The sequence below is a fragment of the Streptomyces sp. NPDC059917 genome (assembly GCF_042730635.1).
Classification (GTDB): Bacteria; Actinomycetota; Actinomycetes; order Streptomycetales; family Streptomycetaceae; genus Streptomyces.
Map to the genome: position 1 here is coordinate 62569 of NZ_JBHWLC010000015.1, position 26270 is coordinate 88838.

General features: G+C 73.4%; 22 protein-coding genes. 14 read left to right on the top strand and 8 right to left on the bottom strand.

The window, feature by feature from the left end:
• Window positions 1-1015 precede the first annotated feature (1015 nt).
• Window positions 1016-1693, top strand: a complete 678-nt coding sequence (locus ACFWAR_RS11515) for a DUF6338 family protein (protein ID WP_385775636.1) — start codon at window positions 1016-1018, stop codon at window positions 1691-1693.
• A gap of 167 nt (window positions 1694-1860) precedes the next feature.
• Here ACFWAR_RS11515 and ACFWAR_RS11520 read toward each other — a convergent pair whose 3' ends face one another.
• The gene (locus tag ACFWAR_RS11520; protein ID WP_385775639.1) at window positions 1861-2421 is read right to left on the bottom strand and encodes a hypothetical protein; all 561 of its coding nucleotides are present in this window, start codon (window positions 2419-2421) and stop codon (window positions 1861-1863) included.
• Between the two features lie 71 nt (window positions 2422-2492).
• Here ACFWAR_RS11520 and ACFWAR_RS11525 point away from each other — a divergent pair, with 71 nt between their 5' ends.
• The 5 genes from ACFWAR_RS11525 (at window position 2493) to ACFWAR_RS11545 (ending at window position 8102) form a co-directional block, all read left to right on the top strand.
• Window positions 2493-4517: a hypothetical protein gene (locus ACFWAR_RS11525; protein WP_385775642.1), complete on the top strand. Its 2025-nt coding sequence runs from the start codon at window positions 2493-2495 to the stop codon at window positions 4515-4517.
• A 29-nt stretch (window positions 4518-4546) separates the two neighbouring features.
• A complete protein-coding gene (locus ACFWAR_RS11530; RefSeq protein WP_385775769.1) occupies window positions 4547-5629 on the top strand; it encodes a CHAT domain-containing protein in 1083 nt (360 codons plus the stop codon).
• A gap of 331 nt (window positions 5630-5960) precedes the next feature.
• Window positions 5961-6965: a dihydroxyacetone kinase subunit DhaK gene (gene dhaK, locus ACFWAR_RS11535; RefSeq protein WP_385775645.1), complete on the top strand. Its 1005-nt coding sequence runs from the start codon at window positions 5961-5963 to the stop codon at window positions 6963-6965.
• 85 nt (window positions 6966-7050) lie between these two features.
• A complete protein-coding gene (dhaL, locus tag ACFWAR_RS11540) occupies window positions 7051-7677 on the top strand; it encodes a dihydroxyacetone kinase subunit DhaL (protein ID WP_385775772.1) in 627 nt (208 codons plus the stop codon).
• Complete coding sequence (locus tag ACFWAR_RS11545; RefSeq protein ID WP_385775647.1) at window positions 7674-8102, top strand: PTS-dependent dihydroxyacetone kinase phosphotransferase subunit DhaM; 429 nt, start codon at window positions 7674-7676, stop codon at window positions 8100-8102. Before dhaL ends, ACFWAR_RS11545 begins: the two co-directional genes overlap by 4 nt.
• Window positions 8103-8160: 58 nt before the next feature.
• On the opposite strand, the gene ACFWAR_RS11550 is transcribed toward ACFWAR_RS11545, so the two are convergent.
• Window positions 8161-8544, bottom strand: coding sequence for an RNA-binding S4 domain-containing protein (locus ACFWAR_RS11550; RefSeq protein ID WP_385775649.1), 384 nt, complete (start codon window positions 8542-8544; stop codon window positions 8161-8163).
• Window positions 8545-8672: 128 nt separating this feature from the next.
• On the opposite strand from ACFWAR_RS11550, the gene ACFWAR_RS11555 reads away from it, so the two are divergent.
• The 3 genes from ACFWAR_RS11555 (at window position 8673) to ACFWAR_RS11565 (ending at window position 12394) form a co-directional block, all read left to right on the top strand.
• The gene (locus tag ACFWAR_RS11555) at window positions 8673-9068 is read left to right on the top strand and encodes a molybdopterin-binding protein (protein ID WP_385775651.1); all 396 of its coding nucleotides are present in this window, start codon (window positions 8673-8675) and stop codon (window positions 9066-9068) included.
• A 209-nt stretch (window positions 9069-9277) separates the two neighbouring features.
• Complete coding sequence (gene modA, locus ACFWAR_RS11560; protein WP_385775653.1) at window positions 9278-10105, top strand: molybdate ABC transporter substrate-binding protein; 828 nt, start codon at window positions 9278-9280, stop codon at window positions 10103-10105.
• Between the two features lie 249 nt (window positions 10106-10354).
• A complete protein-coding gene (locus tag ACFWAR_RS11565) occupies window positions 10355-12394 on the top strand; it encodes an ABC transporter permease (RefSeq protein ID WP_385775655.1) in 2040 nt (679 codons plus the stop codon).
• Here the strand turns inward: ACFWAR_RS11565 and ACFWAR_RS11570 are convergent.
• The gene (locus tag ACFWAR_RS11570; RefSeq protein WP_385775657.1) at window positions 12375-15272 is read right to left on the bottom strand and encodes a phosphodiester glycosidase family protein; all 2898 of its coding nucleotides are present in this window, start codon (window positions 15270-15272) and stop codon (window positions 12375-12377) included. The two genes, ACFWAR_RS11565 and ACFWAR_RS11570, sit on opposite strands and share 20 nt — an antisense overlap.
• A gap of 191 nt (window positions 15273-15463) precedes the next feature.
• Here ACFWAR_RS11570 and ACFWAR_RS11575 point away from each other — a divergent pair, with 191 nt between their 5' ends.
• Entirely contained in the window at window positions 15464-16087 is a 624-nt protein-coding gene (locus ACFWAR_RS11575; RefSeq protein WP_385775659.1) for a DUF4328 domain-containing protein, read from the top strand.
• Between the two features lie 187 nt (window positions 16088-16274).
• A complete protein-coding gene (locus ACFWAR_RS11580; RefSeq protein ID WP_385775660.1) occupies window positions 16275-16934 on the top strand; it encodes a DUF4328 domain-containing protein in 660 nt (219 codons plus the stop codon).
• Window positions 16935-16941: 7 nt separating this feature from the next.
• Here the strand turns inward: ACFWAR_RS11580 and ACFWAR_RS11585 are convergent, their stop codons facing one another.
• Both ACFWAR_RS11585 and ACFWAR_RS11590 read right to left on the bottom strand, forming a co-directional pair.
• Window positions 16942-19050: a SpoIIE family protein phosphatase gene (locus tag ACFWAR_RS11585; RefSeq protein ID WP_385775662.1), complete on the bottom strand. Its 2109-nt coding sequence runs from the start codon at window positions 19048-19050 to the stop codon at window positions 16942-16944.
• Window positions 19051-19167: 117 nt separating this feature from the next.
• Window positions 19168-19518 (bottom strand): peptidase inhibitor family I36 protein, encoded by a 351-nt coding sequence (locus ACFWAR_RS11590; protein WP_385775664.1) that lies wholly within the window; start codon window positions 19516-19518, stop codon window positions 19168-19170.
• 271 nt (window positions 19519-19789) lie between these two features.
• Between ACFWAR_RS11590 and ACFWAR_RS11595 the strand changes: the two genes are divergently transcribed.
• Both ACFWAR_RS11595 and ACFWAR_RS11600 read left to right on the top strand, forming a co-directional pair.
• Complete coding sequence (locus ACFWAR_RS11595) at window positions 19790-20551, top strand: hypothetical protein (RefSeq protein ID WP_385775666.1); 762 nt, start codon at window positions 19790-19792, stop codon at window positions 20549-20551.
• Between the two features lie 51 nt (window positions 20552-20602).
• Window positions 20603-21121, top strand: a complete 519-nt coding sequence (locus tag ACFWAR_RS11600) for a DUF2716 domain-containing protein (RefSeq protein ID WP_385775669.1) — start codon at window positions 20603-20605, stop codon at window positions 21119-21121.
• Window positions 21122-21220: 99 nt separating this feature from the next.
• Here the strand turns inward: ACFWAR_RS11600 and ACFWAR_RS11605 are convergent, their stop codons facing one another.
• The 3 genes from ACFWAR_RS11605 to ACFWAR_RS11615 all read right to left on the bottom strand — a co-directional run bounded on the left by ACFWAR_RS11605 (window position 21221) and on the right by ACFWAR_RS11615 (window position 24812).
• Window positions 21221-21673, bottom strand: a complete 453-nt coding sequence (locus tag ACFWAR_RS11605; protein WP_385775671.1) for a hypothetical protein — start codon at window positions 21671-21673, stop codon at window positions 21221-21223.
• A gap of 322 nt (window positions 21674-21995) precedes the next feature.
• Window positions 21996-22853, bottom strand: coding sequence for a hypothetical protein (locus ACFWAR_RS11610; RefSeq protein WP_385775673.1), 858 nt, complete (start codon window positions 22851-22853; stop codon window positions 21996-21998).
• A 216-nt stretch (window positions 22854-23069) separates the two neighbouring features.
• Window positions 23070-24812 carry a DUF6777 domain-containing protein gene (locus tag ACFWAR_RS11615; RefSeq protein ID WP_385775675.1) on the bottom strand — a complete coding sequence of 581 codons (1743 nt, stop codon included), beginning with the start codon at window positions 24810-24812 and terminating at the stop codon, window positions 23070-23072.
• Between the two features lie 172 nt (window positions 24813-24984).
• On the opposite strand from ACFWAR_RS11615, the gene ACFWAR_RS11620 reads away from it, so the two are divergent.
• The gene (locus ACFWAR_RS11620) at window positions 24985-26247 is read left to right on the top strand and encodes a streptophobe family protein (protein WP_385775677.1); all 1263 of its coding nucleotides are present in this window, start codon (window positions 24985-24987) and stop codon (window positions 26245-26247) included.
• Window positions 26248-26270 lie beyond the last annotated feature (23 nt).

Below are 26270 nucleotides of genomic sequence, written 5' to 3' on the forward strand. Positions count from 1 at the left end.
CCCCAGGTCGGGAGGCCTCCAGCGCTGCGCAGCGCAGCCGCCCGGTCCAGATGGCGACGTCAGCGCCGTCCGGGAACGGGTCAAGCGGGTCCCACGGCGAACCGACGGCGTGCGGACCAGCTCCGTCCGGGTCGGCCGGTGCCCTCACGTATCTGTGCACAGGAACGAGAACTTGTTCCCTGGGGTGCAGGTGAAGTCGTTCCACGCGTCCGCAACGCCCAGCGCGAAGAACCCGACACTGATGACGAACACCCCCAGCGCAGCCCACACTCCGGCGTAGGCCGCGAGGCGTAGGTGGCGGACGATAGGAGCCGGGCGAGAGAGCTGATCGGGGGCCGTCCCGTGCTGAGCGCCCAGCTCTGTCAGAGCTACGCGGATATTGCGCTCGACAACCTCCTCCGCAGCCACTCCAACGGCTCCGGCTCGCGCAAACAGGAAACCTACGATCTTCCCTCCCGTTTGCCCCACCTTCTCAGCCGCAGTCGCGGAAGCTCTGAATGCGTGAGAGGCCAGGGCACCAAATGAAAATACTCCGAGCACGATCGGGACAACGATCGCACCAAACGCCTCTCCCGCCGCAGCCGCCGTGGCCCCCCATGCCGTGAACGCCGCTCCTACCGCTGCGGCCCAGGTCGGCCAGGTAGCACCAAAGAACGCAGCCGCATCGACAGCCAGTCATACTTGAAGCGCGTATCTCCTTCATCAAGGGCCCTGCCATAAGCATTCCTGAGTTCCTTGACATGCTGAGCTTCGACAGCCACATCGTGAGTCATATCCAAGTGGCGCCTCGCACGGACTCCTGACACGCACAGCTGAACTCTCTCCCGCACCATCTTCATCCGTACGGCTTGAGCTTGTTCCTTGCCTTCCCGTACGAGCAGTGGATGACCTTCGGCGCGACTCCAGGGTCGCCCCGTGAGCGAACGCGGTCTTTCGGCCCGCGGGCTGGCCGGCTGTCCGTCCGTCCACCTGCGGCGCGACTACCATGAGGGCCGCTGATCCGGGGGAGAAATGCATGCAACCACCGTCCACAATCGCCCAGTTCGCGGCCCTGGTGCTGCTGCTCCTGCCTGGGCTGACCTACCAGTTCTTGCGGGAGCGATGGCGTGGGCCGGTGGCCTCGGAGGCCCAGCTCGGTGAGCGGATGCTCCGCGCGATCACCGCGAGCGTGGCCCTGAACGGGCTCTATGCGATTGTCGCCGGGCCCGCCCTGGTGGCGGCCTGGCGGCAGGCGAAGGGGCCCGGGAAGTCCGGGCTGTCGGCGCTGACTCAGCTGGTCGCCACACATCCGCGTGCGGTCGGGCTGTGGGCGCTAGTGCTGTTCCTCGGCGTCCCAGCCGCGGCCGCCGCAGCCGTCACCCACGCCGAGCGGCGCAAGGCCCGTACGGCGTACCGGCCCGTGCCGACGGCCTGGGACTACGCGCTCGGCGCGCGGGACGCCGGGCCGTGCTTCGTCCGCGCCCGACTGAAGGACGGCACGTGGGTCGGGGGCTGGTTCGGTTCGCGGTCGTATGCGTCGGGCTATCCGCGCGATCCGGACCTCTACCTGCAGTGGTCGTACCAGATGGGTCCGGACGGCTCGTTCGGTGCCCGGGTCGAGGGGACGGACGGGATCTATCTGCGGCTGTCGGACGTTGACATCCTGGAAATGGTCAAGACTCCGGAAAGGGGCGCGGATGTCGACGGCGGATGACGGACTGACCGACGCGGAACGGGAGTTCATCGAGCGGGGCAGCACCCCTCGCGGTCACCAGCCGCTCGGGGCGCCGGACGACCCGGAGGAGCCCCCGCCCCCGCCACCCGGCCCCGCGGGTGCCTCGACACCCGTCGCACCCCCGGCGACGGAGGACCCACCACCGGCTACCGCTCGAACATGACGAGCCGGTATCCGGATCCCTCCTGACCCCGGGCCGTCTCCCACATGTCTCCGCCCCGGAGCTCACGCCACACGTCGAGCAGGTGCTGAATCGGCGGAAGGAGCGGGACGTTCTCGTAGCGAGCGGGTGTTCCCCAGTGCGGTATGACGGTGGGCAACCGGATCTCGTTCGGTATGTCCGTCTCCTCCTGCTCGAAGGGGTGCCAGTGCAGGACGTGGTCGGTGAAGCTCGCCTCCAGCGTGACGTAGGCGTGGGCGTACGGCTCGCCGGGCAGTTCAAGCGCGGTGCGCAGATCGGCGTCCTCCCAGGCGACGATGAGACGTGTCGCCGCGAGTTGCGAGGGGAAGAGCCCAAGATCCCCGATCGCCTTCGCGGCGTCCGCTCCACGCCGGAAGTCCCGGCAGGTCAGATAGCCGGCCACCGGCTGCTCCATGTCCTCGCACAGCATCCAGACCTGGGGCTTGATGTAGAAGCTCGTCCGGCGAAGCGTTTGCTCGGCAGCGTCGAGGATCGTGGATCGAACGACTTCGGAATACTCTGACATATCGTCAATCTAGCCTGCATCAGCACACGTTGACATTCACGGGGACAACGGGCCACGAGGGGTGGGGGCACGTGAGGGATCGACGGGTAACGGCTCTGCGCTCGCGGCTCGCCGACGGCGGCCCGTACGGATTCCTCGGTGAGGAGGTCCTGACCGAGACGGTCGCCCTGTTCACCGAGACGACCGAGGCCCGGGACATCGTGGAGACCAGCCACCTCGTCGGGCTCGCGCTCTGGCACCGCGCCATGGCCGCCGCCGACGAACGCACTGTTGGCGAACTACGGACGGCGGGCGTACTCCTCCAACTCGTACGTGACTCCGGCGCCGTACTGCCCGTCCCGCAGGCGCTGCTCGAACGGCTCGGGGAGCGGCAACCGCTGGAGGGACCGCCCGGCAGCGCCTCCTGGGACGACCTGCTGGAGGCACTGGGCACCCGGCTCGCCAACGGCTGCGATGCGCATACCGCCCGGCTCACGATCAGCGCCGCGCGCAACGCGATGGCCGCCGCTTCCCGTCCGGACACGCTGGAGCACCGCTGCGGCATCCTCGCCACGGCCCTGCACATCCTGTCCGAACACACGGGTGACCCGGCCGAGCGCGAGGAGGCCCTGGCGCTCGGGCACCGCGGCACCCTCACCGCCCCGAAGGACCTGCACGACGCGCTCTCCGCCGACATCGGCGATCCGCTCCTGCTGTCCGAGGCGGTCGGTGCCGCCGGCCTCGTCGTGCGCGTCATGGCGAACCCCCGCGAGGCATCGACCGATCAGCTCGAACGCGCCGCCCTCATGCTGCGCCGGCAGTACGCCCAAACCGGCGATGCCCGGGCCGCCTACTTCGGGATCGCCGCCCTGCGCCGGGCGCTAGGCGCCTCCTGGCCCGGTACGCGGCGCCATCGGCTCTGCCGACACCAACTCGCCGTCCTGCTCCAGGAGACCGCGCGCCAGACAGGCGACCCCCGGGCCCTCGACGAGGCCTCGGACATCATGGCGGCCCTCCTCCGCGAGACGCCCGACGACGATCCGGAGGCCGCCGAGCACTACGCCACGCTCGTCTCGTTGCTCAACGACCGCTACGAGCGCACCGCGGACCCGGCCCTGCTCGACGAGGCCGTCACCGCGGGCCGGATCGGCCTGGCCCTGCTCCCCTCGGGGGCACCCACGCGGTGGGCACACCTGACGAACCTCGCCGTGTCCCTCAAGCGCACCGCCGAGGCCGACCCCGACCGGCTCCCCGACCTCGACCGCCTGCGCGAGGCCGTCGACCTCCAACGCCAGGCCGTCGCCGCATCCGTCGACGGCCCCGTGCCGTCCTCCGTTCGGGCTGCACTGCTGGCGAACCTGACGAGCTCCCTGGGCGCCCTGCACGACCGCACCGGCGACCCGGCGCCGCTCACCGAGGCGATACGCGTGGGCCGCAGGGCCGTAGCCGAGATCGGGCAGGACGACGGAAGCCGCTCACGCGTCGAGGCGAACCTGGCTGCCGCACTCTCCACCCACGGATCGGGCACCGACGACCGGGGGGCCGTGGCAGAGGCACTCGGGCTGTTGGAGACCGCCGCGGCCAGGGACACTGCCCCGACCCCTGACCGGGTGGAGATGGCCCGGCAGGGCGGGGAGCTGGCCATGACCGCGGGCCTGCCGGCCCGGGCCGCCCGACTCTTCGCCCTCGGCGTCGACCTGTTGCCCCGCCTCGCCGCCCGGGGCCTGGCTCGCCGGGACGCGGCAAGCCAACTCGTCGCATACGCCCGCCTCACGGCGGACGCGGCCGCCTGCGCCCTGATGGCCGGGCACCCCGCCTCGGCCGCCGCCGAACTGCTCGAGACGGGCCGTGGCGTACTCGCCGCCCAGGCATTGGAGTCCCGCGGCGACCTCACGCTGCTGCACGAGCGCGACCCCGACCTCTCGGACCGCTTCGAACGGCTCTGCGCCCGGCTGGACGGCGACCCCGAACCCGGCCCCGAGGACGCGATCGACGCGCACGAGGACGCCCCCGACCTGCGCCGACGGCTGGCCCACGAACTGGAGACCGTCCTCAGACGATCCGGGACCTGCCCGGCCTGGACGACTTCCTGCGGTCGGCCCGGGCGGAGGAGCTAGTCGCCGAGGCGCACGGCGGACCGATCGTGATGCTCAACGTCAGCCGCTACCGGAGCGACGCACTGCTGCTGACCGGTGCCGGTGTCCAGGTCTGCGAGCTGCCCGGCGTCTCGTACGAGGAACTCCACACCCGGCTGGCCACCCTGCACGAACACCTGGACGCCCTCTCCTCGTCCGGCCACGCGCGCCTCGCCGTGGAGCAGGCCGTGGCCGGGGAGCTCCTGCCCTGGCTCTGGGACCAGCTGGCCGGACCCGTCCTCGACCGTCTCGGCCTCACCGGTCCGGTCCTCGAACGGGAGCCCGCGCGGCTGTGGTGGATCCCCTGCGGTCCGCTGGCCTTCTTTCCCCTACATGCGGCCGGCCACCATCGTGACGACCCCACGCGGGGGCCGAGGCGTACGGTGCTCGACCGGGTGGTGTCCTCGTATGCCCCCACCGTGCGCGCGCTGGCACATGCCCGCACGCAGCGCGCCCGGCAGGACCGGTCCCGCAGGCTCCCGGCCCGCCGCGGCGAGCCGCCGCACCTGCTCTCCATTGCGATGCCCCAAACGCCCGGGGAGACGGAGCTGCCGGCGGCCCTGGCCGAGAACCGCCACCTGAGCACCCTGTTTCCCTCGGCACACCCCTTGGTCGGCCCGCAGGCAACCCGGGACTCTGTCCTCGCGGCCCTCGCCACGACCCCATGGGCGCACTTCGCATGCCATGCCGACACCGACTCCGAGGACCCGTCCCGCAGCCGGCTACTGGTCCACGACCATCGGTCCAAGCCCCTCACGGTGCTGGAAATCTCGCGCCTGCGCCTGGAGAAATCGGAGTTCGCCTACCTGTCGGCCTGTAACACCGCCGTGACCACCCCCGAACTGGCAGACGAGGCGATACACGTGGTCTCGGCCTTCCAGCTCGCCGGCTTCCCTCATGTCGTGGGCACCCTGTGGCAGGTCGACGACACCGTCGCCGCCGAGATCGCCGCCCATTTCTACGGGCAGTTCCCCGGGGCCGCCTTCGACGCCGACCTCACGGCGCTCCAGCTCCACCGAACGACCCGCGCCTTCCGCGACCGCTTCCCCCGCTTCCCCACCCTATGGTCCGCCCATATCCACATGGGCGCCTGACCCGGCCGGCCTGACAGCTCGAACCCTCCAGGCGAACACGGGGACACGGGGACACGGGAGATATCGCATTCGCGCCCACTTGAGCACTGGTTGGAATCGGCACCGCAACTGGTCCCAGCCGACCACCGGCAAGGGGGCCGTGGGGAAGGGGTTCCGCCTGCCGGCGGCGGCTCTGCCCGGGCCCTGTGCCACGCCCGGGACCCCATCTGCCTGTTGCTGCGGGGTGGGCTCGCCTACCGTCGACGTGAACAGCGCGCCGTCGACATGTTGCCTGACGGGGCGTCATCGAAGTCAGCAGAGAGTCGCCCCTTCACCCCACCGGGAGATGCGCATGAGGATGCTGATCAACAGTCCGGAGACCGTCGTCGCCGACGCGTTGCGGGGGATGGCCGCCGCCCATCCCGAGCTGGAGGTGGACGTGGAGCGGCGGATCGTCGTGCGCCGGGACGTGCGCGGGGGCGGGCGGGTCGGGGTGGTCTCGGGCGGCGGGTCCGGGCACGAGCCGCTGCACGCCGGTTTCGTGGGGTACGGCATGTTGTCGGCGGCCTGCCCCGGAGAGGTGTTCACCTCGCCCGTGCCCGACCAGATGCTGCGGGCCGCGACCGCCGTGGACAGCGGGCAGGGGGTGCTGTTCGTCGTCAAGAACTACACGGGGGACGTCCTCAATTTCGAGATGGCCGCCGAGCTCGCCGAGGAGGACGGGCTCCGGATCGAGCAGGTCCTGGTGAACGACGACGTCGCGGTCACCGACAGCCTGCACACGGCCGGTCGGCGCGGCACCGGCGCCACCCTCTTCGTCGAGAAGATCGCCGGGGCGGCGGCCGAGGAGGGCGCGCCGCTGGACCGGGTCGCGGCGCTCGCGCGGCGCGTGAACGCGTCCTCGCGCAGCTTCGGCGTCGCCCTGGGCCCGTGCAGCACCCCCGCCAAGGGCGGCCCGACCTTCACCCTGCCGCAGGGCGAGCTGGAACTGGGCATCGGGATCCACGGCGAGCCCGGGCGGGAGCGGCGCCCGATGATGAGCGCGCGGGAGATCGCGGAGGTGGCGGTGGAGGCCGTGCTGCGGGAGCTGGACGAGGTGGGTCCGGTCGGCGGGCCGGTGCTCGCGCTGGTCAACGGGATGGGCGCGACCCCGCTATTGGAGCTGTACGGCTTCCACGCCGAGGTGGCCCGGGTGCTGGCGGAGCGCGGCGTGCCCGTGGCCCGCGCCCTGGTCGGCAACTACGTCACGGCCCTGGACATGGCGGGGTGTTCGGTCACCCTGTGCCGCGCCGACGAGGAACTGCTGCGGCTGTGGGACGCGCCCGTGCAGACCACCGCTCTGCGCTGGGGGCGTTGACCGGCGCGAAACGGGCCGCGAAGTAGGCTGCGGGGAAAGCAGGCTGACGGGTGATCGACTGCGAGGAGATCCGGTGCGTGACGTGGTGCGGGACGCGGAGTTCTTCGGGCGCTGGATGGCCGCGACGGCCGCCTCGGTGGAACGCGAGGCGGACCGGTTGACGGAACTGGACTCCCCCATCGGCGACGCCGACCACGGCAGCAATCTGCTGCGGGGTTTCCTGGCGGTGCGCGCCGAGATCGACGCCCAGCGGCCGCCCTCGCCCGGAGCCGTGCTCCAGCTGGCCGGGCGGACCCTGATCGGGGTGGTGGGCGGCGCCTCGGGCCCGCTGTACGGCACCCTGCTGCGGCGCACCGGCAAGGAACTCGGCGACGCCGCCGAGGTCTCGGACGCGGAGGTGCGGGGGGCCCTGTACGCGGGGGTGGGCGCCGTCGCGCAGCTGGGCGGGGGCGCCCCGGGCGACAAGACGATGCTGGACGCGCTGGTACCGGGGGTCGCGGAGCTGAGTACGTCCTACCGCGCGGCGGCGGCGGCCGCGGAGGGCGGCGCGCTGGCGACCGTACCGCTGCAGGCCCGCAAGGGCCGGGCGAGCTACCTGGGCGAGCGGAGCATCGGGCACCAGGACCCGGGTGCCACCTCGGCCGCCCTGCTGCTGCGCGCGCTCGCGGATACGGCGGATGCGGCGGACGGTCCGGCGGAGGCGGGGCAGTGAGCGGGGAAGCGGACGCGGCGCTCGTCGGGATCGTGCTGGTGTCGCACAGCGCGGCGGTCGCCCGCTCGGTGGCGGAGCTGGCCCGCGGTCTGGCCGCGGGGGGCTCCGCCGCCCCGGTGGCCGCCGCGGGCGGCATGCCCGACGGCACGGCCGACGGCGCGCTGGGCACGAGCGCCGAGCTGATCGTGGCGGCGGCCCGGTCGGTGGACCGGGGCGCCGGGGTGGCGCTGATCGCGGACCTCGGCAGTTCGGTGCTGACCGTCAAGGCACTGCTGCTGGACGAGGAGCTGCCACCGGGCTCGCGGCTGCTGGACGCGCCGTTCCTGGAGGGCGCGGTGGCCGCCGTGGTGACCGCGTCGACCGGGGCCCCGCTGGAGGCCGTGGCCGCGGCGGCGGGCGAGGCGTACGACTACCGGAAGGCGTGAGCCCCGGCCCCGCCGCCGCCCGCCCACCCGCCCAACCGTCGGCCCCGCCGACCGCGCCTCAGCGCCCCCGCAGGCCTTCGATCTCGCGGCGCTCGCGCTTGGTGGGACGGCCCGCGCCCCGGTCGCGGATGCCCACGACGGCCGCCTCGACGGGCGTGGGCGGCGGCGGGCTGTTGTCCGTCAGGCACTCGGCGGCGACGGGCGCGCCGACCCGCTTCGTGACGGCGCGCCGGACCACGACGATCCGCTCGCGCCCGGCGTGGAAGAGGCGCACCTCGTCGCCCGGACCGACCGCCTGGGCCGGCTTGGCGCGTTCGCCGTTGACCTTCACGTGCCCCGCCCGGCAGGCGGCGGCCGCGAGCGAGCGGGTCTTGGTCAGCCGTACCGACCAGATCCAGCTGTCCACCCGTGCCGTTCCCGTTGCCGTTCCCTCATCAGCCATGCGCCGACTCTATCGACCCGGCCGCCCCGCCCGAAGTTCGTCGGATGCGACAACCGGCATGGCATCTGCCATGTAGGTCATCCCAATGAAGTTGCAAACGCGCCGGATGCGCCCCTACCTTGTCGCACATGCAGTCCTACACCATCGGGCAGGCCGCGCGCTTGCTCGGCGTCAGCCCCGACACCGCTCGCCGCTGGGCCGACGCCGGCAGGGTCGCGACCCATCGCGACGAGGGCGGCCGACGACTCATCGACGGCCGCGACCTCGCGGCCTTCTCCGTTGAGGTGGGCCAGGGCGCCCACCTGGAGGACGGCGAGCCGTACACCTCCGCCCGCAACGCCTTCCCGGGGATCGTGACCGCCGTCAAGCTCGGCGACGTCGCGGCCCAGGTCGAGATCCAGGCCGGTCCCCACCGCTTGGTCTCCCTGCTCACCCGGGAGGCCGTCGAGGAGCTGGGGCTGGAGGTCGGCATGCAGGCCACCGCCCGCGTGAAGTCCACCAGCGTCCACATCGACCGCACCTGACGGCCACCGCACGGCGCCGCACCACGTACCGCTCGTACGCACGGCACCACCGCATGACTGCCCCACCGCACCACCGCACCACCGCACGACGGCATCACCGCGCCACCGCATCACGGCTCGACGCGCCGACGCACCACCGCACGTCCCCACTTCCACCCGCTCCGCCCGTCACCGGCGCGGGTCCTTGCCAGACCCGAGGAGCTGTTCCCATGTTCTCCACCCGCATCAACCGTCGCCGCGCCACCGCCGCCGTGCTGGGCGCCGCCCTGCTCGTCCCGCTGACCGCCTGCGGCAAGGACGAGGCGAAGAAGCCCGCCGCCGACGGCGCGAGCGCGAGCGCCTCCGCCTCCCCCTCGGCCGCCGCGCCGAAGGCCGCCAACCTGACGGTCCTGGCCGCCTCCTCGCTGACCGACGTCTTCAAGACGGCCGGCGCCGCGTACGAGAAGGCCCACCCCGGCACGAAGATCACCTTCTCCTTCGCCGGTTCGCAGGAACTGGCCGCCCAGGTGAAGCAGGGCGCTCCGGCCGACGCGCTGGTGACCGCCGACACCAAGACCATGGACGGCCTCAAGGCCGAGGTCAACGACCCGAAGGTGATCGCGAAGAACCGCCTGGTCATCGCCGCCGGCAAGGGCAACCCCTTCAAGATCGCGGCCCTCAAGGACCTCGCCGACACCAAGATCAAGGTGGTCCTCGCGGCCCCCGAGGTCCCGGTCGGCCGCTACAGCAAGCAGATCCTCGACGCACAGAAGATCGAGGTGAAGCCGGTCTCGCAGGAGCCGAACGTCCGCGCCGTGCTGAGCAAGGTCGAGCTGGGCGAGGCCGACGCCGGTCTCGTCTACAAGACGGACTCCATCAAGTCCGGTGACAAGATCACGACCGTCGACATCCCGGACGAGCAGAACGCCGTCGCGTCCTACCCGGCCGCCGCCCTCAAGGGTTCCAAGAACGCCGAGGCCGCTGCCGCCTTCGTGGCGTGGCTGAGCACCCCGGAGGCGCAGAAGATCCTCCAGGACGCCGGTTTCCAGCAGGCGTAGCCGTCGGCGCCCCGCTCCGGCGGGGCGTCCGAAGCGGGTCAACGGGGAGGTACTGCCTGGTCCGGGGGGACAGGCAGTACCTCCCCCTTCGCCTTCGCCCCCCTTCCCCATTCCCCTCCGCGTTCCTCTTCCCCATCCGCATCCGTGAGCGCATCCGCATCCGCGAGCGCATCCGCATCCGCATCTACGGGCGCATCCACATCCACTCCCCGTCGCCGGCGGGCACACCAGGCAGAGCAGGCACCGCAGATGGCCAGATTCCGCAGCCGCCACGACGACCCCACCGGCCGCGGCCGTGCCCGCACCCGTAGCCGCACCCGGCCGCCGCTCGCCCTCGCGGTGCCCGCGCTGCTCGCCGTCGCCTTCCTGCTCCTCCCCCTCCTCGGCATCCTCGCGCGCACCCAGTGGAGCCAACTGGGCACGCACCTCACCACACCCGGCGTCGTCGAGGCCCTCAAGCTCTCCCTCCTCGTCTCGCTCTGGGCACTCGGGCTCTCGCTCCTGCTCGGCGTGCCGCTGGCCTGGCTGCTGGCCCGGGTGCCGTTCCCCGGAAAGCCGCTCGTCCGCTCGCTGGTGCTGCTGCCGATGGTGCTCCCGCCGACCGTGGGCGGCGTCGCCCTGCTGCTCGGCTTCGGGCGCCGCGGACTGCTCGGTCCCTGGCTGGAGGGCACCTTCGGCATCACCCTCCCCTTCCACACCTCGGGTGCGGTGGTCGCCGCGACCTTCGTCGCGATGCCGTTCCTGGTCATCAGCCTGGAAGGGGCGCTCGGCGGTCTCAAGCAGAGCTACGAGGAGACCGCGTCCTCCCTCGGCGCCTCGCCGGTCCGGGTGTTCTTCACGGTCACCCTGCCCATGGTGGCCCCGGGCCTGATCGCCGGAGCCGCCCTGACCTGGGCCCGGGCCCTCGGCGAATTCGGCGCCACCATCACCTTCGCCGGCAACCTTCCCGGCACCACCCAGACCCTGCCGCTCCAGGTGTACCTGCTCCTCCAGGACCAGCCCGAGGCGGCCACCTCGCTGTCGCTCCTGCTGCTCGCCATCGCCATGGCCGTCCTGATCGGGCTGCGCGGGCGGTGGACCGGAACCCCGCTCGCCGGCGCCCGCTCACCGGCCGCCTCCGCTGCCGCCGCCTCCGCTTCCCTTCTCGATTCCCCTTCCGTTTCCGCCTCCGCTTCCTCCCCCGCGTCCGTTTCCGCCGCCGCTTCCTCCCCCGCTTCCGGTTCCGCCATCACCACCGGGGCGCCCACCGCCGAGCGCTGGCCGCTGCACGCCGAGGTGAGCGGCTTCAACGAGCTGACCCTGGACGCCGAACCCGGCACCACCATCGCCGTGGTCGGCGAGAACGGCGCCGGCAAGACCACCCTCCTACGGGCCCTGCTCGGCCTGACCCCGCGCGCCCACGCCGAGCTCACCCTCGGCGACCTCGACGTGAGCGCCCTGCCCCCGCACAAGCGCCAGGTCGCCTGGGTCCCCCAGGACGGCGCCCTCTTCCCGCACCTGAACGCCCTCGCCAACACCGCGTACGGCCTGCGCGCCCACGGCGTCCCGCGGGCCGCGGCACGCGCCGAGGCACGGGCCTGGCTCGACCGCCTCGGCGTCGGCCACCTCGCCCATCGCAAGCCCGCCGAGCTCTCCGGCGGTCAGGCCCAGCGCGTCGCCCTCGCCCGCGCCCTCGCGGCCCGCCCCCGCCTGCTCCTCCTCGACGAACCCCTCGCCGCCCTCGACCAGACCACCCGCGCCCACGTCCGGCACACCCTGCGCCGCCACCTCTCCGGCTTCGGCGGAGTCTGCCTGATCGTCACCCACGACCCGGTCGAGGCCGTGTCCCTGGCCGACCGGGTCCTCGTGCTCTCCGACGGCCGCACCCTCCAGGACGCCCCGCCCACCGAAGTCACCCGCCACCCCCGCTCCCCCTGGGTGGCCCGCATGCTCGGCCGCAACGCCTGGTCCGGCAGCGCCACCGCGGAGGGTCTCGAACTGCCCGGCGGCGGCCGCCTGGTGGCCGCGGAGGCCCTGCCGGACGGGACCCCCGCGCTCGCGATCATCGCCCCCGAAGCGGTCTCGATCCACCGGGACCGGCCGGGCGGCAGCCCCCGCAACGTGTGGCCCGGCACCATCCGCGAGATCACGGCGGTCGGCGGCAGGCTCCGCGTCCTGGTCGCCTCGGCCGAGGCCCCGGACCTGGTGGCCGAGATCACCCCGGACGCGGCCGCCGAGCTGGGGCTGGCGGACGGCGCCCCGGTGTGGACCAGCGTCAAGGCGACCGAGGTCACCCTCGTGGCCCTCTGAGCCCCGCCCCCGGCGCCGGTCCCCCCGGATGCGGCTCCACGGAGAGCCACTGCGGCGCCCGGCCGACGCCCGCTTCCCCGCCCACGGCGCCGTCGGCTCCCACCAGCACCCACCCGGAGTGCCCCACCGTCACCGACAGCACGCCCTCGGCCCGGCCCACCGCGACCGCGGGACCCCCGAGGGTCACCACCGCGGCGCCCTTGCCCGTCGCCCAGCGGAATTCCGCGAGCAGCCGGTCCCGGAGCTCCGCCTCCTTCCGGTCCACCGGTGACGGCCCGGCCCCGTCGTCCTGTACGACGACCAGCGCTCCGGTGCCGGCCTCCCGGCCCGCGGCGGCGATCCCCGCGCGCAGCGCCCGCAACCGCTCCAGCCCGCCCCCGTCCAGGGTCCGGTGGCCCCCGTCGAGGCGCAGGAACCGTACGCCCCGGTGCACGGCGGAAGAGGGCGCGTCGCCGGAGGCCACGACCAGGTCGGGGCGTTCGGCGCGGATCTCGGTCCGGGCCCGCCGCAGTTCCGCCGCCGACTGACCGCCGGGGAGCACGGCGAACCGCCAGGGCCGGGCCCGGACCTCGGCGGGCGAGGCCGCGAGGGCCGGGTCGAGCGCCGCCGGGACCGACGGCGCCGACGCGACCTGGGGACCCTCGGCGGTCACCGTGTCCACGACCAGCGCACCGGGACGCGACCCGGCGCTCGCCGAGAGCCCGTCGAGGACCAGCGGGCGCTCGGCCGACGCCGGTACGGGCAGGGTGAGCCGACGCCAGCCGGTCCAGTCGACGGCGGGCCCGCGCAGCGGGACCTCCGCTCCGTCACCCTGCCGCAGCCGGGCCGTGATCCGGCCCCCGGAGCCGTCTCCCTCGACCCAGAGGCCGAGGGACCGCGCCGACTCCGGCAGCGGCAAGGGATGCGGCGCGAGCGCGGCGGCAACGCCCTGGGCCGCCGAGGCGGGGTCCAGGCGCAGCCCGCGCCCAGTGTGCCCCGGGGCCGCACCGGCGCCGGGTCCCCGCCATTGCTCCGCGTCGTCCAGATCCGCCAGGCCCTCCTCCACCAGGCCCACCCCGACGGCGAGTTCGGTGGTCAGCGCCGGGGCGCCCGGAGCCGCCACGGTCGCCCGGAGGCGTCCGGTGGCCCGCGGCACGAGGGCGGTCAGCGTGAACCCGCCGCGCCCGTCCGCCGCGACCCGCCAGTGCGTACGGTCGTACTCCCACCGCACGTCCCGCGCCTCGACCGGGGCGGTCCGGCCCTGCGCGTCGCGGCCGGTGAGCCCGAAGGACCCCGTCTCGGCGGGATCCGCGAGACCGAGGCGTCGCGTGCTCGGCCGGATGCCGGTGAGCGGGCCGAGCACGTCCAGGTGGACCGCTCCTGCGGCCTCCGCGCAGCGGGCCCGTACCGCCGCGCCCCCGGGGCGCAGGGCGTGGAAGACCCCGGCGGCGGCGACCCGGCCGGATCCGCCCGGGTCCACCGACCAGCGGGGGCGGCCCGCGCCGGGGGCCACCGGGCCGAGCGTGGCGTCGTAGCCGGTGGCGGTGAGGGTCCGGGTCAGGCCGGGGAAGACCCGGGTGGCACCGCCCAGGGCTTCGACCCGGCAGCCGGTGGCACGGCCGTCGCCGGTGGGGACGGTGAGCACCAACCCGTTGGCGACCTTGCGGAGGGCGCCGTCGGACGGGGAGTTCTCCAGGTCGAGTTCGAGGGTCCCGCTGCGGCCGGCGACCAGGGTGGTGGAGCCGCCGCCGTCGAGGTTGAGCGCGGTGTGCGCCCCGAGGTCACGCATCAGCCGCCCGAGGCCGGTGAGGGTGAGGCCCCCGCTGTCGCGCTGACGGCCGTCGACGGTGACGGCGCGGAGCGTGCGGCCGTCCCGGGCCAGGCCCACGGCGGTGCGCGGGGCGGCGGTGTCGTTCGGCTCTCCGTCGTGGCCCTGCGGCACTCCGTCCACCACCAGGGCCGCGCGCCCGCCCAGGGCGGCCGTCAGCGGGGCCGCGCCGCCGTCGTCGCGCCGGACCGCCGCGGAGACGGCCACCGGGTCCCCCGGGCGCAGGGCCGCGACCCGGGCGGCCGCCCGGCCGCGGCCGACCAGCACGGTGACGCCGGGCGCGGGCGGGGTGCCGCGCGCGGGCGAACGTACCGCCGTGACCGCTCCGTCCCACACCTCGGCCTCGGCGACCGCTCCCGGGCCCGGGCCCGCGGCCGGGAGCGGGCCCCAGGCCCAGTCGGCGGTGTAGGCGAGCAATCCGTCGGCGGGCGGCCGGGCCGTGTTGTACCCGAGCAGCGGCTGGGAGTCGCCCGCCGGATCCCCGGGCCGCGCCCGGGCGGGGTCGGCCGGGAAGGTCACGCTGCCGGTCAGTCCGAGGCCCAGGATCCGCCCCGTACCGTCGGCGCCGAATCCGATGGCGGCCCCCGCGCCCGGCGCGGGCGCGTGCAGGAGTCGGCCGTCGCGGACGCCCGGGCCCAGCGGCGCGCCCGTGGCCCCGATGTCGAAGAAGTCGCCGTTGACGGCCGCGACCACCCGGCGGCCCGGTCCGGCGGGGTGGCGGGCCGCCAGGTCGGCGACGGTGGCCGGGCCGTTCCCGCCCAGGTACTCGGCCCGTACGCCCGGGGCGCCCAGGTCGACGGCGAGTTCGTCGACGCGCAGCCAGCGGTCGCGCTCCAGCCGGTCGTAGGAGTCGAGGCGGACGCCGGGTGCGAGGGGACGGCCGGAGCGGGCGGTCTCGACACCGACGTCCGGGCCGCCGGTGTCGACGCCCCCGGTGCCGACGCCCCCGGTGCCGACGCCCCCGGTGTCGACGCCCCCCGTCGCGGCGGTGGCGGTCGGGCCGCCGGGGGCGGGGCCCGCCAGCACGGCCGTGGCGAGCAGGAACGTCAGCAGCGGGCGGAGTGTGGACACTGAGGCAGGATGCGGTGGTCGATCGAGGGATGATCCGCCGAAACGACCATCATTTCGTCGATTCAGCCATTCGCCGCGCGCCCCTCGAAATCCTTGGACAGCCGACGATCATCTGACGTATGTTCGCGCAGGTCCCGCCCTCGGCGGGTTTCTTTATGCGCACCATATGTACCCGTGGGGGGTCCTTCGTCATGTCCTATGACGCCATCAGTCCGTCCGTACCCGCCTCCGCGGCCCTCCGCTCGCCGCAGGGGCTGGCCACCGCCCTCACGATCCTGCTCGCCGTCGCGGGCGCGGTCGACCTCGCGGCGGCCGCGATCGGCTTCGGCACGGACGCCGCCGCCGACTTCGCGGGCGACGGCCCGCTGACCGGGGCCGCGCTCATGTACGCCACCGTCGGGATCGCCCAGCTCGTCCTGCTGCTGGGTACGGGAGTTGTCTTCATCGTCTGGTTCCACCGGACCCGGGTGAACGGCGGGGTGTTCCGGCCCGACCTCTTCGTCCAGGGGCCCGGCTGGGCCATCGGATCCTGGTTCATCCCGATCGTGAACCTCTTCCTCCCCTTCCGCATCGCCCAGGACGTCTGGCGGGCCAGCGTCCAGGCCGCGCCCGACGGCTCCGCCCGCGCGGTCTCCGTCACGCCCGTCACCATCTGGTGGGTGACCTTCATCGGTTCGAACCTCATTGCCCGCGCCAGCGACTCGGTCGGCAGCCTCTTGTCCGCCGTATCGGCCGTGTTCGCCGTCCTGTTCGTCCGCAGGCTGACGGCCATGCAGCACGCCAAGGCGGTCCAGGGCCCGAACGCCGCGTTCTGAGGCCGCGCCCGTCCGTATCGTCCGTACCCGTGGGGGGTCTTCCAGCATGTCCGCCGTTCCGTCCGCACCATCCGATGTACCAACCTCTCCCGAGGCGACCGGGCCGACCGAGTCCACGGACGTCGTGACGCCCGCCGGGCCCGACGCACCCGATGCGCCCGACGCATCCGATGCGCCCGCCGGGCCCGTGCTGCGCTCGCCCGTCGGGGTGGCGACCGCGGTGAGCGTGCTCCTCGCCCTTGCCACGCTCGCCGCACTGCCCCAACTCTTCGCCGACTACCGGCTGTACGCCTCGCTCACCACCTTCATCGACGAGGGTCCGACCCCGGCGGCGATGAGCGGGTACGCCGCTGCCGACCGGTTCGCCGCCATCTCCTACAGCCTGGCGCTGTCCGCGCAGTTGCCGGCGGCCGTCCTCTTCCTCGTCTGGTTCCACCGGGTGCGGGTCAACGCCGGGGTCTTCGCCCCCGAGGGCTTCGGTCGGGGAACGCGTTGGGCGGTGGGCTGCTGGTTCATCCCGATCGGTCAGCTGTGGCTGCCGTTCAAGACGGCCACGGAGATCTGGGGAGCGAGCGCGCAGGCGGCGCCCGACGGCTCGTGGCGGCGCGTCTCCTACGGTCCCGTGGTGGCCTGGTGGGCCGCCTGGGCCGGCTCCCACCTGCTGTTCTTCGTCGCGAACCGGCTGGGTGCGTCCGACTACGCGACGACCCTGCGCACCTCGATGACGGTCTCGATCCTCGGGGACCTGCTGTTCCTCGCCTCGGGCGTGCTGGCCGTCCGCTTCGTGCGCAAACTGACGGCGATGCAGCTCGCGAAGGCCACCCAGGGCCCGAACGCCCTCGTCTGACGCCCGTTCACCCGGGCGGGACGGGTACGGCCGGTGGCAGGTCGGCGGTGGCGACGACCGAGGCGACGGGGAGGGAGAACTCGCACCAGACGCACTTCCCCGCCCCCTTCGGCTCGACCCCCCACTCGTCGGCCAGCCGGTCCACGAGCATCAACCCGCGCCCCGACACCGCCCAGTCGCCCGCCTCGCGCTTGCGCGGGAGGGCGCTGGAGGAGTCCTCGACCTCGATCCTGATCCGGCCCTCGACCGTGAGGCGCAGGTTGACCTGGCCGCCCCCGTCGGTGTGCACGAGGGCGTTGGTCATCAGCTCGTCGGCGGCCAGCTCGATCTCGTCCGCCAGGTCCCGGGCGCCCCAGGCCGCCACCGCCGCCCGGATCAGGTGCCGGACCAGCGTCGGCCCGTCGGTGTCCCCGGGGTCGAGCCGCTGGCGCAGCGGGCCGCCGCCGCGCGGGGCGGGGGTACCGCGGCGGCGCAGCACGAGGAGGGCCATGTCGTCGCCCGTACCGGAGTCGCCGACCAGGTCGCACAGCGCGTCGGCCAACTCCTCCACGTCGGTCGGCCCGTCGCGGACCGCCTCCATGAACTCCCGCATCCCGGTGTCCGCGTCGGCCCCCGGCCGCTCGATCAGGCCGTCCGTGCAGAGCAGCAGGGCGTCTCCCGGATGCAGCTCCATGGTGGTGACCGGGTAACCGGAGCCGGTCCCGGACCGGTCGCGCGGCGGCAGGCCCAGCGGCAGGCCGCCGGCCGCGGACACCCGGTGGCAGCTGCCGTCGCCGCGCCGCACGACCGGGTCCAGGTGCCCGGCCCGGACGATCTGCGCCATCCCGCTGGTCAGGTCGATCTCCGCGTACGTACAGGTGGCGAAGCGCTCCGTCTCCAGCTCGCGCAGGAAGGTGGAGGCCCGGGCCATCGCGGTCCCCGGGGTGTGCCCTTCCACGATGTACGCGCGCAGGACGATCCGCAGCTGCCCCATGACGGCCGCCGCGTCCGTGTCGTGGCCTTCGACGTCGCCGATCATCACGCCGACCCGGCCCTCGCCCAGGGGGATCACGTCGTACCAGTCCCCGCCGATGTCCCGCCCCATCCGCGCCGAGCGGTAGCGTACGGCGATCCGCGCGCCCGGGACCGCGGGGATGCTGCGGGGCAGCATGGCCCGCTGGAGCCCTTCGGCGAGGTCGTGCTCCTGCTCGAAGAGGATGGCCCGCTGGAGGCTCTGCGCGATGCCGCTGCCCAGCGCGACCAGCAGGTTGCTCTCCTCGGCGGTGAAGTCGCCCTCCCGCGCGTAGAGCAGCCCGATCGCACCGATCGGGCGGCCCTGGGCGATGAGCGGGAGGTAGACCCCGCTGCGCACGGAGAGCGGCTCGATGTAGCGCCAGAGCAGCGGGTAGCGGCGCTCGAACTCGTCGCGGGAGGTGACGTAGACGGGCTGCAAGGTGCGTACGGCCTCGCTCATCGGGAGGTCCGCGTCGACGCGCGTGTACTCGATCTCGGGGACGTACGTGCCCAGCTGCCCCTCCGCCACCAGGTGCACGCGGCCGCCGTCGACCACCCCGAGCATGATGCTGACCGCACCGAGGTGACCGAGCGCGGCGGGGTCCTTGAGGATGTCGGTGACGTCGTTGACGGTCCGGGCGTGGGCCAGGATGGCGGTGGTCCGCTCGACCACGCCCGTCATGCGGCGCCGCCCCTCGTCCCGCTCGCTGCGCGCGCCCGGCTCGCCCGGGTCGAGGTCCGCGTCCCGGACGATCCCGATGATCCGGTACGGGCGCCCGCTCGGGCCGCGCAGGATGTGGCCCTGGATGTGGGTCCAGCTCAGGGCGCCGTCGCGGCGGCGGATCCGGAAGTAGGCGCCGTAGTGGCTGCGCCCGTCCTTGAGCGCCTGGGCGACCCGCGCGTCCAGCCGGGCCTCCTCGCCCGGCGGGATCCGCACCCGGAGCCCGCCGGGAGTGCCCGTGAACTCCTCCGGGCGCAGTTCGAAGACCTCGAGTGCGGTCGGGTCCAGGTGCATCTGCCCGCTGTCGAGGTCCCAGTCGAACGTACCCATCCGATTGAGCGCGAGGCTCAGGTCCGGGCGGGCAGGCCAGTCGACCGTGGGGGATTCGCCCCTTTCGGCCATGCAGCCAGGGTCTCACCCATCGGCCCGCCGCGCGGCGGGAAGCCGCGACGCCCCGCCACGTCGTCACCCTGCGCGACCGCCCCTCACCGCTCGCGGCCGCCGGTCAGCGGTCGACGGTCAGCAGGTCGACTGCACGGCGTCGATGCGGCCGCCGAAGTCGCCCCGGTAGCTGCGCCGCCAGTCGCCGTCGCGGACCTGGCGGGTCGCCTTCGGCTGCCAGTCGATGAAGCACGCGTCCACATTGGCCACGAAGGAGCCCACGTGGTCGTGCAGCTGCGGCGGCATGTCCCGGTACCCGCTGCGCGGCGACCACTGCCAGCTCTGCCCGCCGAAGTCCGCATCGGTGTAGAAGCAGACCGACCCACCGGGACAGGGGGCCACCGCGGCGACCGCGGAGGTCGGGGAGAACAGGGGCAGGGCGACGAGGGCGAGCACGGCGCAGCCGCGCGTCAGGCTATTGATCATCATGCCGAGCGTTCTAGCGGAACCCTCCGATCCACAGCGAGCCCAGCCCGGCCGACTCACCCTCACGGGGGCGCACGTTCACCGAAGCGGGTTGCGACAGGCGACGTCGTCGACGGACAACCGTCGACGGACACGCGTCGACGGACACGCGTCGACGGACACGCGTCGACGGGACGGACGGGACGGACGCCGCTTCCGGCACACGGTCACGGGTGTCCACGGGCCCCGGACAAACACCGTGGCGCAGATTTCGATCACACGTACGATGCCAGGCATGATCATCGCCTTCGTGGACACGACCTCGGCGGCCTACGCGGCCGGCCGGGTCTGCGGTGTCCTCGCCGTCGCCCTGGTGCCCCTCGTGCTGCTCTGGTGGCTCACCCGCTCCTGGCGCACGGGGCCGGTCCCGGCCGGAGTCCACCCCGCGCGGGCCGCGCGCACGCGCAAGCAGCGGCGCCTGCTGATCATCGGCGCGACCGTGGCGATAGCGGCCGCCGCGACGGTGAGCGCCGTACTCGCCCACGATCCGGCGCCGCGCGCCGCCGATGCCCGGGCGGCCGAAGCTCCCGCCGACAGCGCGGGCTCCGCGCCCTTCACCGCTTTCGTTCCCCCGGACGCCTTCGAGGACTACCGGCTTCTGACCGGCGAGGCCGCCGCACGCGCCGAGGCGGGCGGCGGCACGGCGTCCCCCCGCGCGCGGTCCGCCTACTACAGCAGGAACCAGGACGACCAGGCCGACCTCCGCCTCCTCATCCGCACCGCGGACTCGGATCCCTCCCTGCACGAGGCCCGCCCGTCCATCGAGACGGAGTTCCACAGCTACTTCGCCGGGGCGAAGGCACGGGACGTCGCCCGCTTCGCCCCGGGAAAACACCGCGGCGCAATCGGCTGCGGGCACATCACGGGCCCGGACGGCGAGCAGTCGGTCTGCGCCTGGAGCGACGCCTACACCTTCGCCGGAGTGGCGCTACGGGAACCGGACCTGGCCACGGCCGCGAAGACCACCCTCGCCCTCCGCGACGCGGGCATGCGCTGAACTCCCGGGCGGGAGGCGCCGGCAGCCGCTCGTGATCGGTAGGCTCTGCGGGTGAAGAACGAGCCCGTGGTCCAACTCCCCGAAGCCGAGTACCGCCGAGTGTGGGACCGCTTCTACGCGGAGTTCGCGTTTCGGCCCAGCATGAACCCGACGACGTGGCCGGCCATCAAGGAACCCGTCGCCTCGGCCACCTGGAACTTGGCGTCGCTGGAGGACGATCCGGACTACGAGCGGCTCGACCGACTGGTCGCGCTGATAAAGCGAGGACTCACGGCCTGCGTTCCGCCGCAGGACACGCTGTTCGCACTGGACTGGCAACACGCCGCGTTCCGATTCTCACCTCACCTGACCGGAGGCCCCGGACAGGAAGGGTGGCCCCTGAGCCCGTACCCCGATGGCGACTACTACGCCTATCTCACGGAGGACTTCCGGACCGGAAGCTTCGGGCATCCGTGGGAGGACTCGCTGTGCCTGTTCGGTCAGTCGCTCCTCGATGTCGTGGCACCACAGCTCGACGAGCTTCTCGGCACACCGATCCGCAGATCTGGTCGCACGACACAGCACCCGTAGCGCAATGCCTCACCCATGAGTTACGCCTTTTCGGCCCTCGACGACGCCCGAGCCCCCCAGCCACACTCAGGCTCCTGGGTTTCCCGGCTCGGGCGCGCGTCAGTGGAACCACACGACGAGGCGTACGTTCTCGGCGCCGTGGATGTCGCTGAGGATGCGCATGACCTTCCAGACCGGGCCCCACCGGGTGTCGATCCCCGCGACTGAGGCGCGGGTCCGCGTGCCCGAGTCGTCGGTCGCCTGCCAGTCCGTGCTCTCCAGCTCGGACCAGGTCAGCCAGGTCGTCCCGTGCACATAGCGGGGGCCGCCGCAGTCGGCGAACTCACGTCGCAGGCCCTCCGAGGCGTCATCCGGAAAGCCGCGATCCTCCGAGAGGGGCCGGAAACCGAAGTAGTTCCGGATTCCGAAGAGACAGGCCAGGCCTTCGTAAGCGTTACCCATGTTCAGAAGGAGGAGATCGATGCCGGCCTCCCATACGGAGTCCTCGTCATCAGGGCCCCACAGCCGAACCCCCGGCCGGCACTCGATGATTCCGCTGACTTCTGTCGACATGGGGAGATCCTGCCTGCCCAGGCCAGGGGACAGCACCTCCATTTCCAGGGTTCCCACGACACCGGTCGGACCCCGCGAGCCGTACCGCTGTCCCTTCGCAGGAGGCCCCAGTCGTTCACCTTGAGCCGCAATGCCGGGCTGGAGCGAGTACCCCGAAGCCGGGCGGGAGATCGGCTTGATCGTCTCGGAGTTGGCCGAAGTGCCGCCCGCTCTGAAGCGTGGGGTCGAAGGGCGGCGAGGGACGTCCGCAGGGTCGTACTTGGTGATCCGGTGGACGAAAGTGGGCGGCGCGCTGGTCCTCGGCTGCTCCTGTGCTGGATGTTCAGTTGCGCAGGTCGAACACGCCCCATGTGGTGAACGGCTGGGCCTGAACGTAGATCCGGCTTCCTCGGCCGACGACCCGGCGGCGGCCCGGGCGGGATCCGTCGGGCAGGGTGAGCAGGCCGGATTCCGTCGGCTCGACGGACGTTTCGGTGAGCTCTCCGTGGGCGAGCCGGTCCTGTTCCTCGCGGTAGCCGCCGTAGAAGGCGACCCGCCCGCCGTGGACGGCGACCGCCTTGGCGCCTCGCACCCGGTTCGCCCACACCTTCACGGGCCGGTCGGGGCGCATCTCGACGAGCGGGAAGTCCGTGTACGGGCACGCCCAGGCGGTGGTGCCCGACACGTTGAGGGCGTAGCAGTCGAAGAGGCCGGGGATGCCCGCGCCGTCCGACGTCCAGTAGAGGTGGCCCGTGGGGCTCCAGCGGCGGATTCCGGCCGGGTTCTCGTCGAAGTGCCCGACCCAGATGTGGCCGGCCTCGTCCACGAGGAGGTGCTCGATGGCGTCCCCGACGGAGAAGGACGAGGTCTCGCGGCCGAGCACGTCGAAGACCTGGACCTGGTCCCCGTCCTCGTACTGGTGGGCGCGGGCCGCGGCGACGACGAACCCGCCGTCGGGCAGACGGTCCAGGCGCGGCCCGCGGGCCCGCACGGCGCTCAGCTCGGTGAGTTCGACGTCGCCGCCCGGATGCACGGAGACGACCAGCGCGTCGTAGGGCAGGGCATCGCCGCCGGGCTGAGGAGCACGGTCGGCAAGCAGCCAGTGGGCGGCGCCGAAGACGTCGACGGTACTGGTCAGGACATGGCGGTCGTGGTGCGTTCGGGGGAGGTGGGCGTAGGGAACGAGGGCGGTCTTCTGCACGGGCGGGCTCTCCTGGGTCGGCGGTCACGTCGTTCGGGCGCTGCGGTGAGCGGCGGTCGGCGGTGCGCGTGAGGTGGAGAGGTACCCGGGGCGTCTAGACGGCATGGCCCTTTCTGGTCGTCACGAGGGTGATCTTCGTCGACGTGGACCCCCGTGACAAACCCTTTGCGTCCCACCGGCCTCCCCGGGTGGGGAGGCCGGTCCGGTCATGTGGCGCTAACCGGCTCCTCCGTTGCCATTGCTGTTCCCGTTGCTGTCGCCGTTGCCGTTGCCGTTGCCGTTGCCGTTGCCGTTCCCAGTGGTCGGGGTCGGGAGGGGCGGAGGCGGCGGGGAGGGCTCGGGGCGCAGGGTCGGGGGCGTCGGCAAGGACGGGCGGGTGGGGGCCGGCGGTACGGACACCACGGGGGGCGGCTCAACTGCCGAGGGGGTCACCACCGGTGCGGGCTCCGGCGCGGAAGGGGTCGGCCGCGCCGGAGGGGTTGGTTCCGCCGGGGACACCGGTGCCGGGGGCTCCGTAGAACGCTTCGCCGAATGGGACGGCGAAGGCGAATGCGTGCGGGAAGGCGAGGGTGACGGCGAGAGCGAGCGGCTCTCGCTCGGGGACGCGGATTCCTCGCGCGACGGCGAGACCGACACCGAGTCGGACGGGGACGGGGACGGAGACGGAGACGCGGACGCGGACGTCGTTGCCGATTCCGACTCCGTTGCCGAGGGTGACTCCGATGACGATCGGGACGTGGACGGGGACGACGAGCCGGAGTCGGACGGCGACACCGTCGGCGAGGTGGTCTCGGAGGACGAGGTCGACCGCGAGTCCGTGGGAGTCGGCGTAGGCGTAGGCGTAGGCGTAGGCGTCACCGTGAGGGTCGGCGTCGGCGTGGGCGTCACCGTCAGGGTCGGCGTAGGCGTCGGCGTAGGCGTCGGCGTGGGCAGCAGCGTGAACGTCGGTGTCGGGATCACCGGCGGCGGTACCGGCTTGTCGTGCCTCGGCTTGTCGCCGCGGTCCCGCTCGTACCAGCGGCGGTCCTGGTGGTCGTAGATCACGAACTTGTTGATGACCGTCACCGACGGGGCGATGACCACCACGTTCGCCGGGTGGTACGTGGACCACGGCTGCCCGTACCGCTTCGGATCGGCCTGCAGCGCCACCGGCGGCCCGAGCGGGTTGCCGCAGGCGCAGCGCACCCGCGGCACGCCGCGGTCGTCCACGAGGACGGCCGTCCCCGCCTGGAGTACCGCCTGGTAGCTGGTGATCTTGCCGTCCCGGTAGCCGTGGTTGGTGACCCGGGTGTCCACGCGCAGTTGCACGGGGGTGAGCGAGCGCAGGAAGCCCGGTACCGCGACCGGCTGGATGCCTACGCCCGAGGCGAAGGCGCTGTTCTTGACCGGGTCGGCGGAGAGCACCTTGATCTGCTTCTCCACGTCACAGCTGGCGATGTCCTTCGTGCCGCCGTACAGCCCCGGCGCCGAGCCGCTCACGCTGCGGGTGACCGTCGCTCCCTGGGTGGGACCCGTCGGGGCGACCGTCGGCGTCCTGCCCGGCACCGGTGTGGTGGCCGTGGCCGTCGGCTGGATCTCCTCCGCCGCGGTCTGCGCGACCGTCGATTCCGTGAACGGGTCGGGGCCCGCTGCGGAGGTGGTCTGCAGGAAGACCTCCCCCTCGTTGTGCGAGGGGCCTGAGGGGCGGGTGAGGACGACCGTCAGCGTGATCGCGGCGGCCACCGCGACGAGGGCGGTGACGAGCCGCGGTACGGACTTCCACCAGGGACCCCGGGGCGGCGGCCCGGCCGATCCGGGCGTGCCCTCCCCGGGGGGCGCGCCGGGCGGGGGTGGCGGCGGGCCGTGCCGTCCGCCCGAGAGCGGGCCGGAGGGCGGACCTGACGGCGCCCCGGAGGGAGATCCCGAAGGAGGTCCCGAGGGGCGCTCGGGCGGCAACTGGCCGGAAGGTTGCGTTGTCACGGGCTCTTCTTCCCAGGCGGAGGAGTTCCGGTACCCGGGTGAATGTTCCGCATGTCGCGAAAGGCTTGCTCCTGCGGAAATCACCGGATTCCGTGGATTTCGTGCACTCCTGCCGACCATTGTGTGCGCCGTTCAGGTGGTGCCCGCAAGCGGAGGGTGCCTACCGTTGCGTGTGAGCCGTACATCTCGGGGCTCCGAGCGGGTGTGGCCGGACGCGCTGATCGCCGTCCTGGCCGGCTTCGCCGCGATGACCGTCGTCGCGACGGCGGGCCTGCTCTGCGCGGGCGCGGACGAGCTGCCCGGCGGGGCCTTCCCGCACGTGGTGGCCGCCGTGGTCGTGATGGCCGCGGGCGGCACGGTGGACGTGACCGGCGGGGCCGGTTTCCTCGCGGGGGCCCAGGGCGGGCTGTCGGTCATGCCGCTGTCCGTCAGCCTGGCCGGGGCGCTGACCGCGGCCTTCTGCTTCCTGCGCCCGATGCGCCACCACGCGGTCGCCCGACCGCGCGAACTCCTGTCCCGGGCCGCCCCGTTGGTGCTGCTCTGGCTGCTCGTCCTGACGGCCTTCGCCCTCTACGCCCGGCACACCTTCGGCCTCTCCACCGGAAGTTCACCGATCGGGGAGATCGGTGAACTCCTCGACTCCGCACCGACGGTGGGCTTCGAGAGCGCCCTGCCCGCCACCCTGCTCTTCGGACTCCTGTGGATCCTGGGCCTGTTGCTGATCTCGTTGCTGGTGTCGCGGCGCGCGCCGCTGCCGGACCGGCTGGTCCGCTTCCACGGGGCCGTGCGCCCGGCCGCGTCCGCCGTCGTCGCGCTGCTCCTCGCGTACGTCGCTCTGGGCGTGGTCGTCGGCGTGGTGGTCGCCGCCACCCGCGGGCACGGCCGGGAGACCCTGGCCGTGGTCCTCCTCGGGCTGCCGAACCTCGCCTGGCTCGCGCTCACCCTGGGGTTCGGCGGGGCCTGGCAGGGGCACGTCGAGGGCCCCTTCGGGCTGCCGATGCCCAAGGTCCTGGACGAGGTGCTGCGCACGCCCGACCTCTCCACCGTGGACGTCGGCTCGCTGGCCCGGCAGGACTCCAGGGCCTGGTGGCTGGTGGCCGTCGCCGCGGTGCTGCTGCTCGGCGCGGCCTTCGTGATGGCGGCCCGCTCCCCCGCGCGGGTCCGCCCCTGGCAGCACGCCCTGCACCTGGGCGTCGCCCTGGCCGTGGGCACCCTCGTGGTCTGTCTGCTGGCCGGGGTCGAGGCCCGGTTCGGCCTGTCGCTGCTCGGCATCGGTGACGTGGACGGCCTCGGCGGGAAGGTGCGGCTGCTCCCCGCCCTGTGGCGTACGGTCGCCCTCGCCCTGGTGTGCGGTGCGGTCGCCGGGTTCCTCGGCGCCCTCCTCGCCACCCCGGTCCGGCGCCGCGGCCGGGTCGAAGCGGGCCCGCCCTCCTGACTCCCCTGCCCCCCCCGGGACCG

Excerpts from the sequence above, each read along its gene's own strand:
- ACFWAR_RS11515 (WP_385775636.1), top strand. The coding sequence starts at position 1,016 with ATGCAACCACCGTCCACAATCGCCCAGTTCGCGGCCCTGGTGCTGCTG.
- ACFWAR_RS11520 (WP_385775639.1), bottom strand. The coding sequence starts at position 2,421 with ATGTCAGAGTATTCCGAAGTCGTTCGATCCACGATCCTCGACGCTGCC.
- ACFWAR_RS11530 (WP_385775769.1), top strand. The coding sequence starts at position 4,547 with ATGCTCAACGTCAGCCGCTACCGGAGCGACGCACTGCTGCTGACCGGT.
- dhaK (WP_385775645.1), top strand. The coding sequence starts at position 5,961 with ATGAGGATGCTGATCAACAGTCCGGAGACCGTCGTCGCCGACGCGTTG.
- ACFWAR_RS11550 (WP_385775649.1), bottom strand. The coding sequence starts at position 8,544 with ATGGCTGATGAGGGAACGGCAACGGGAACGGCACGGGTGGACAGCTGG.
- ACFWAR_RS11555 (WP_385775651.1), top strand. The coding sequence starts at position 8,673 with ATGCAGTCCTACACCATCGGGCAGGCCGCGCGCTTGCTCGGCGTCAGC.
- modA (WP_385775653.1), top strand. The coding sequence starts at position 9,278 with ATGTTCTCCACCCGCATCAACCGTCGCCGCGCCACCGCCGCCGTGCTG.
- ACFWAR_RS11565 (WP_385775655.1), top strand. The coding sequence starts at position 10,355 with ATGGCCAGATTCCGCAGCCGCCACGACGACCCCACCGGCCGCGGCCGT.
- ACFWAR_RS11575 (WP_385775659.1), top strand. The coding sequence starts at position 15,464 with ATGTCCTATGACGCCATCAGTCCGTCCGTACCCGCCTCCGCGGCCCTC.
- ACFWAR_RS11585 (WP_385775662.1), bottom strand. The coding sequence starts at position 19,050 with ATGGCCGAAAGGGGCGAATCCCCCACGGTCGACTGGCCTGCCCGCCCG.
- ACFWAR_RS11590 (WP_385775664.1), bottom strand. The coding sequence starts at position 19,518 with ATGATGATCAATAGCCTGACGCGCGGCTGCGCCGTGCTCGCCCTCGTC.
- ACFWAR_RS11595 (WP_385775666.1), top strand. The coding sequence starts at position 19,790 with ATGATCATCGCCTTCGTGGACACGACCTCGGCGGCCTACGCGGCCGGC.
- ACFWAR_RS11605 (WP_385775671.1), bottom strand. The coding sequence starts at position 21,673 with ATGTCGACAGAAGTCAGCGGAATCATCGAGTGCCGGCCGGGGGTTCGG.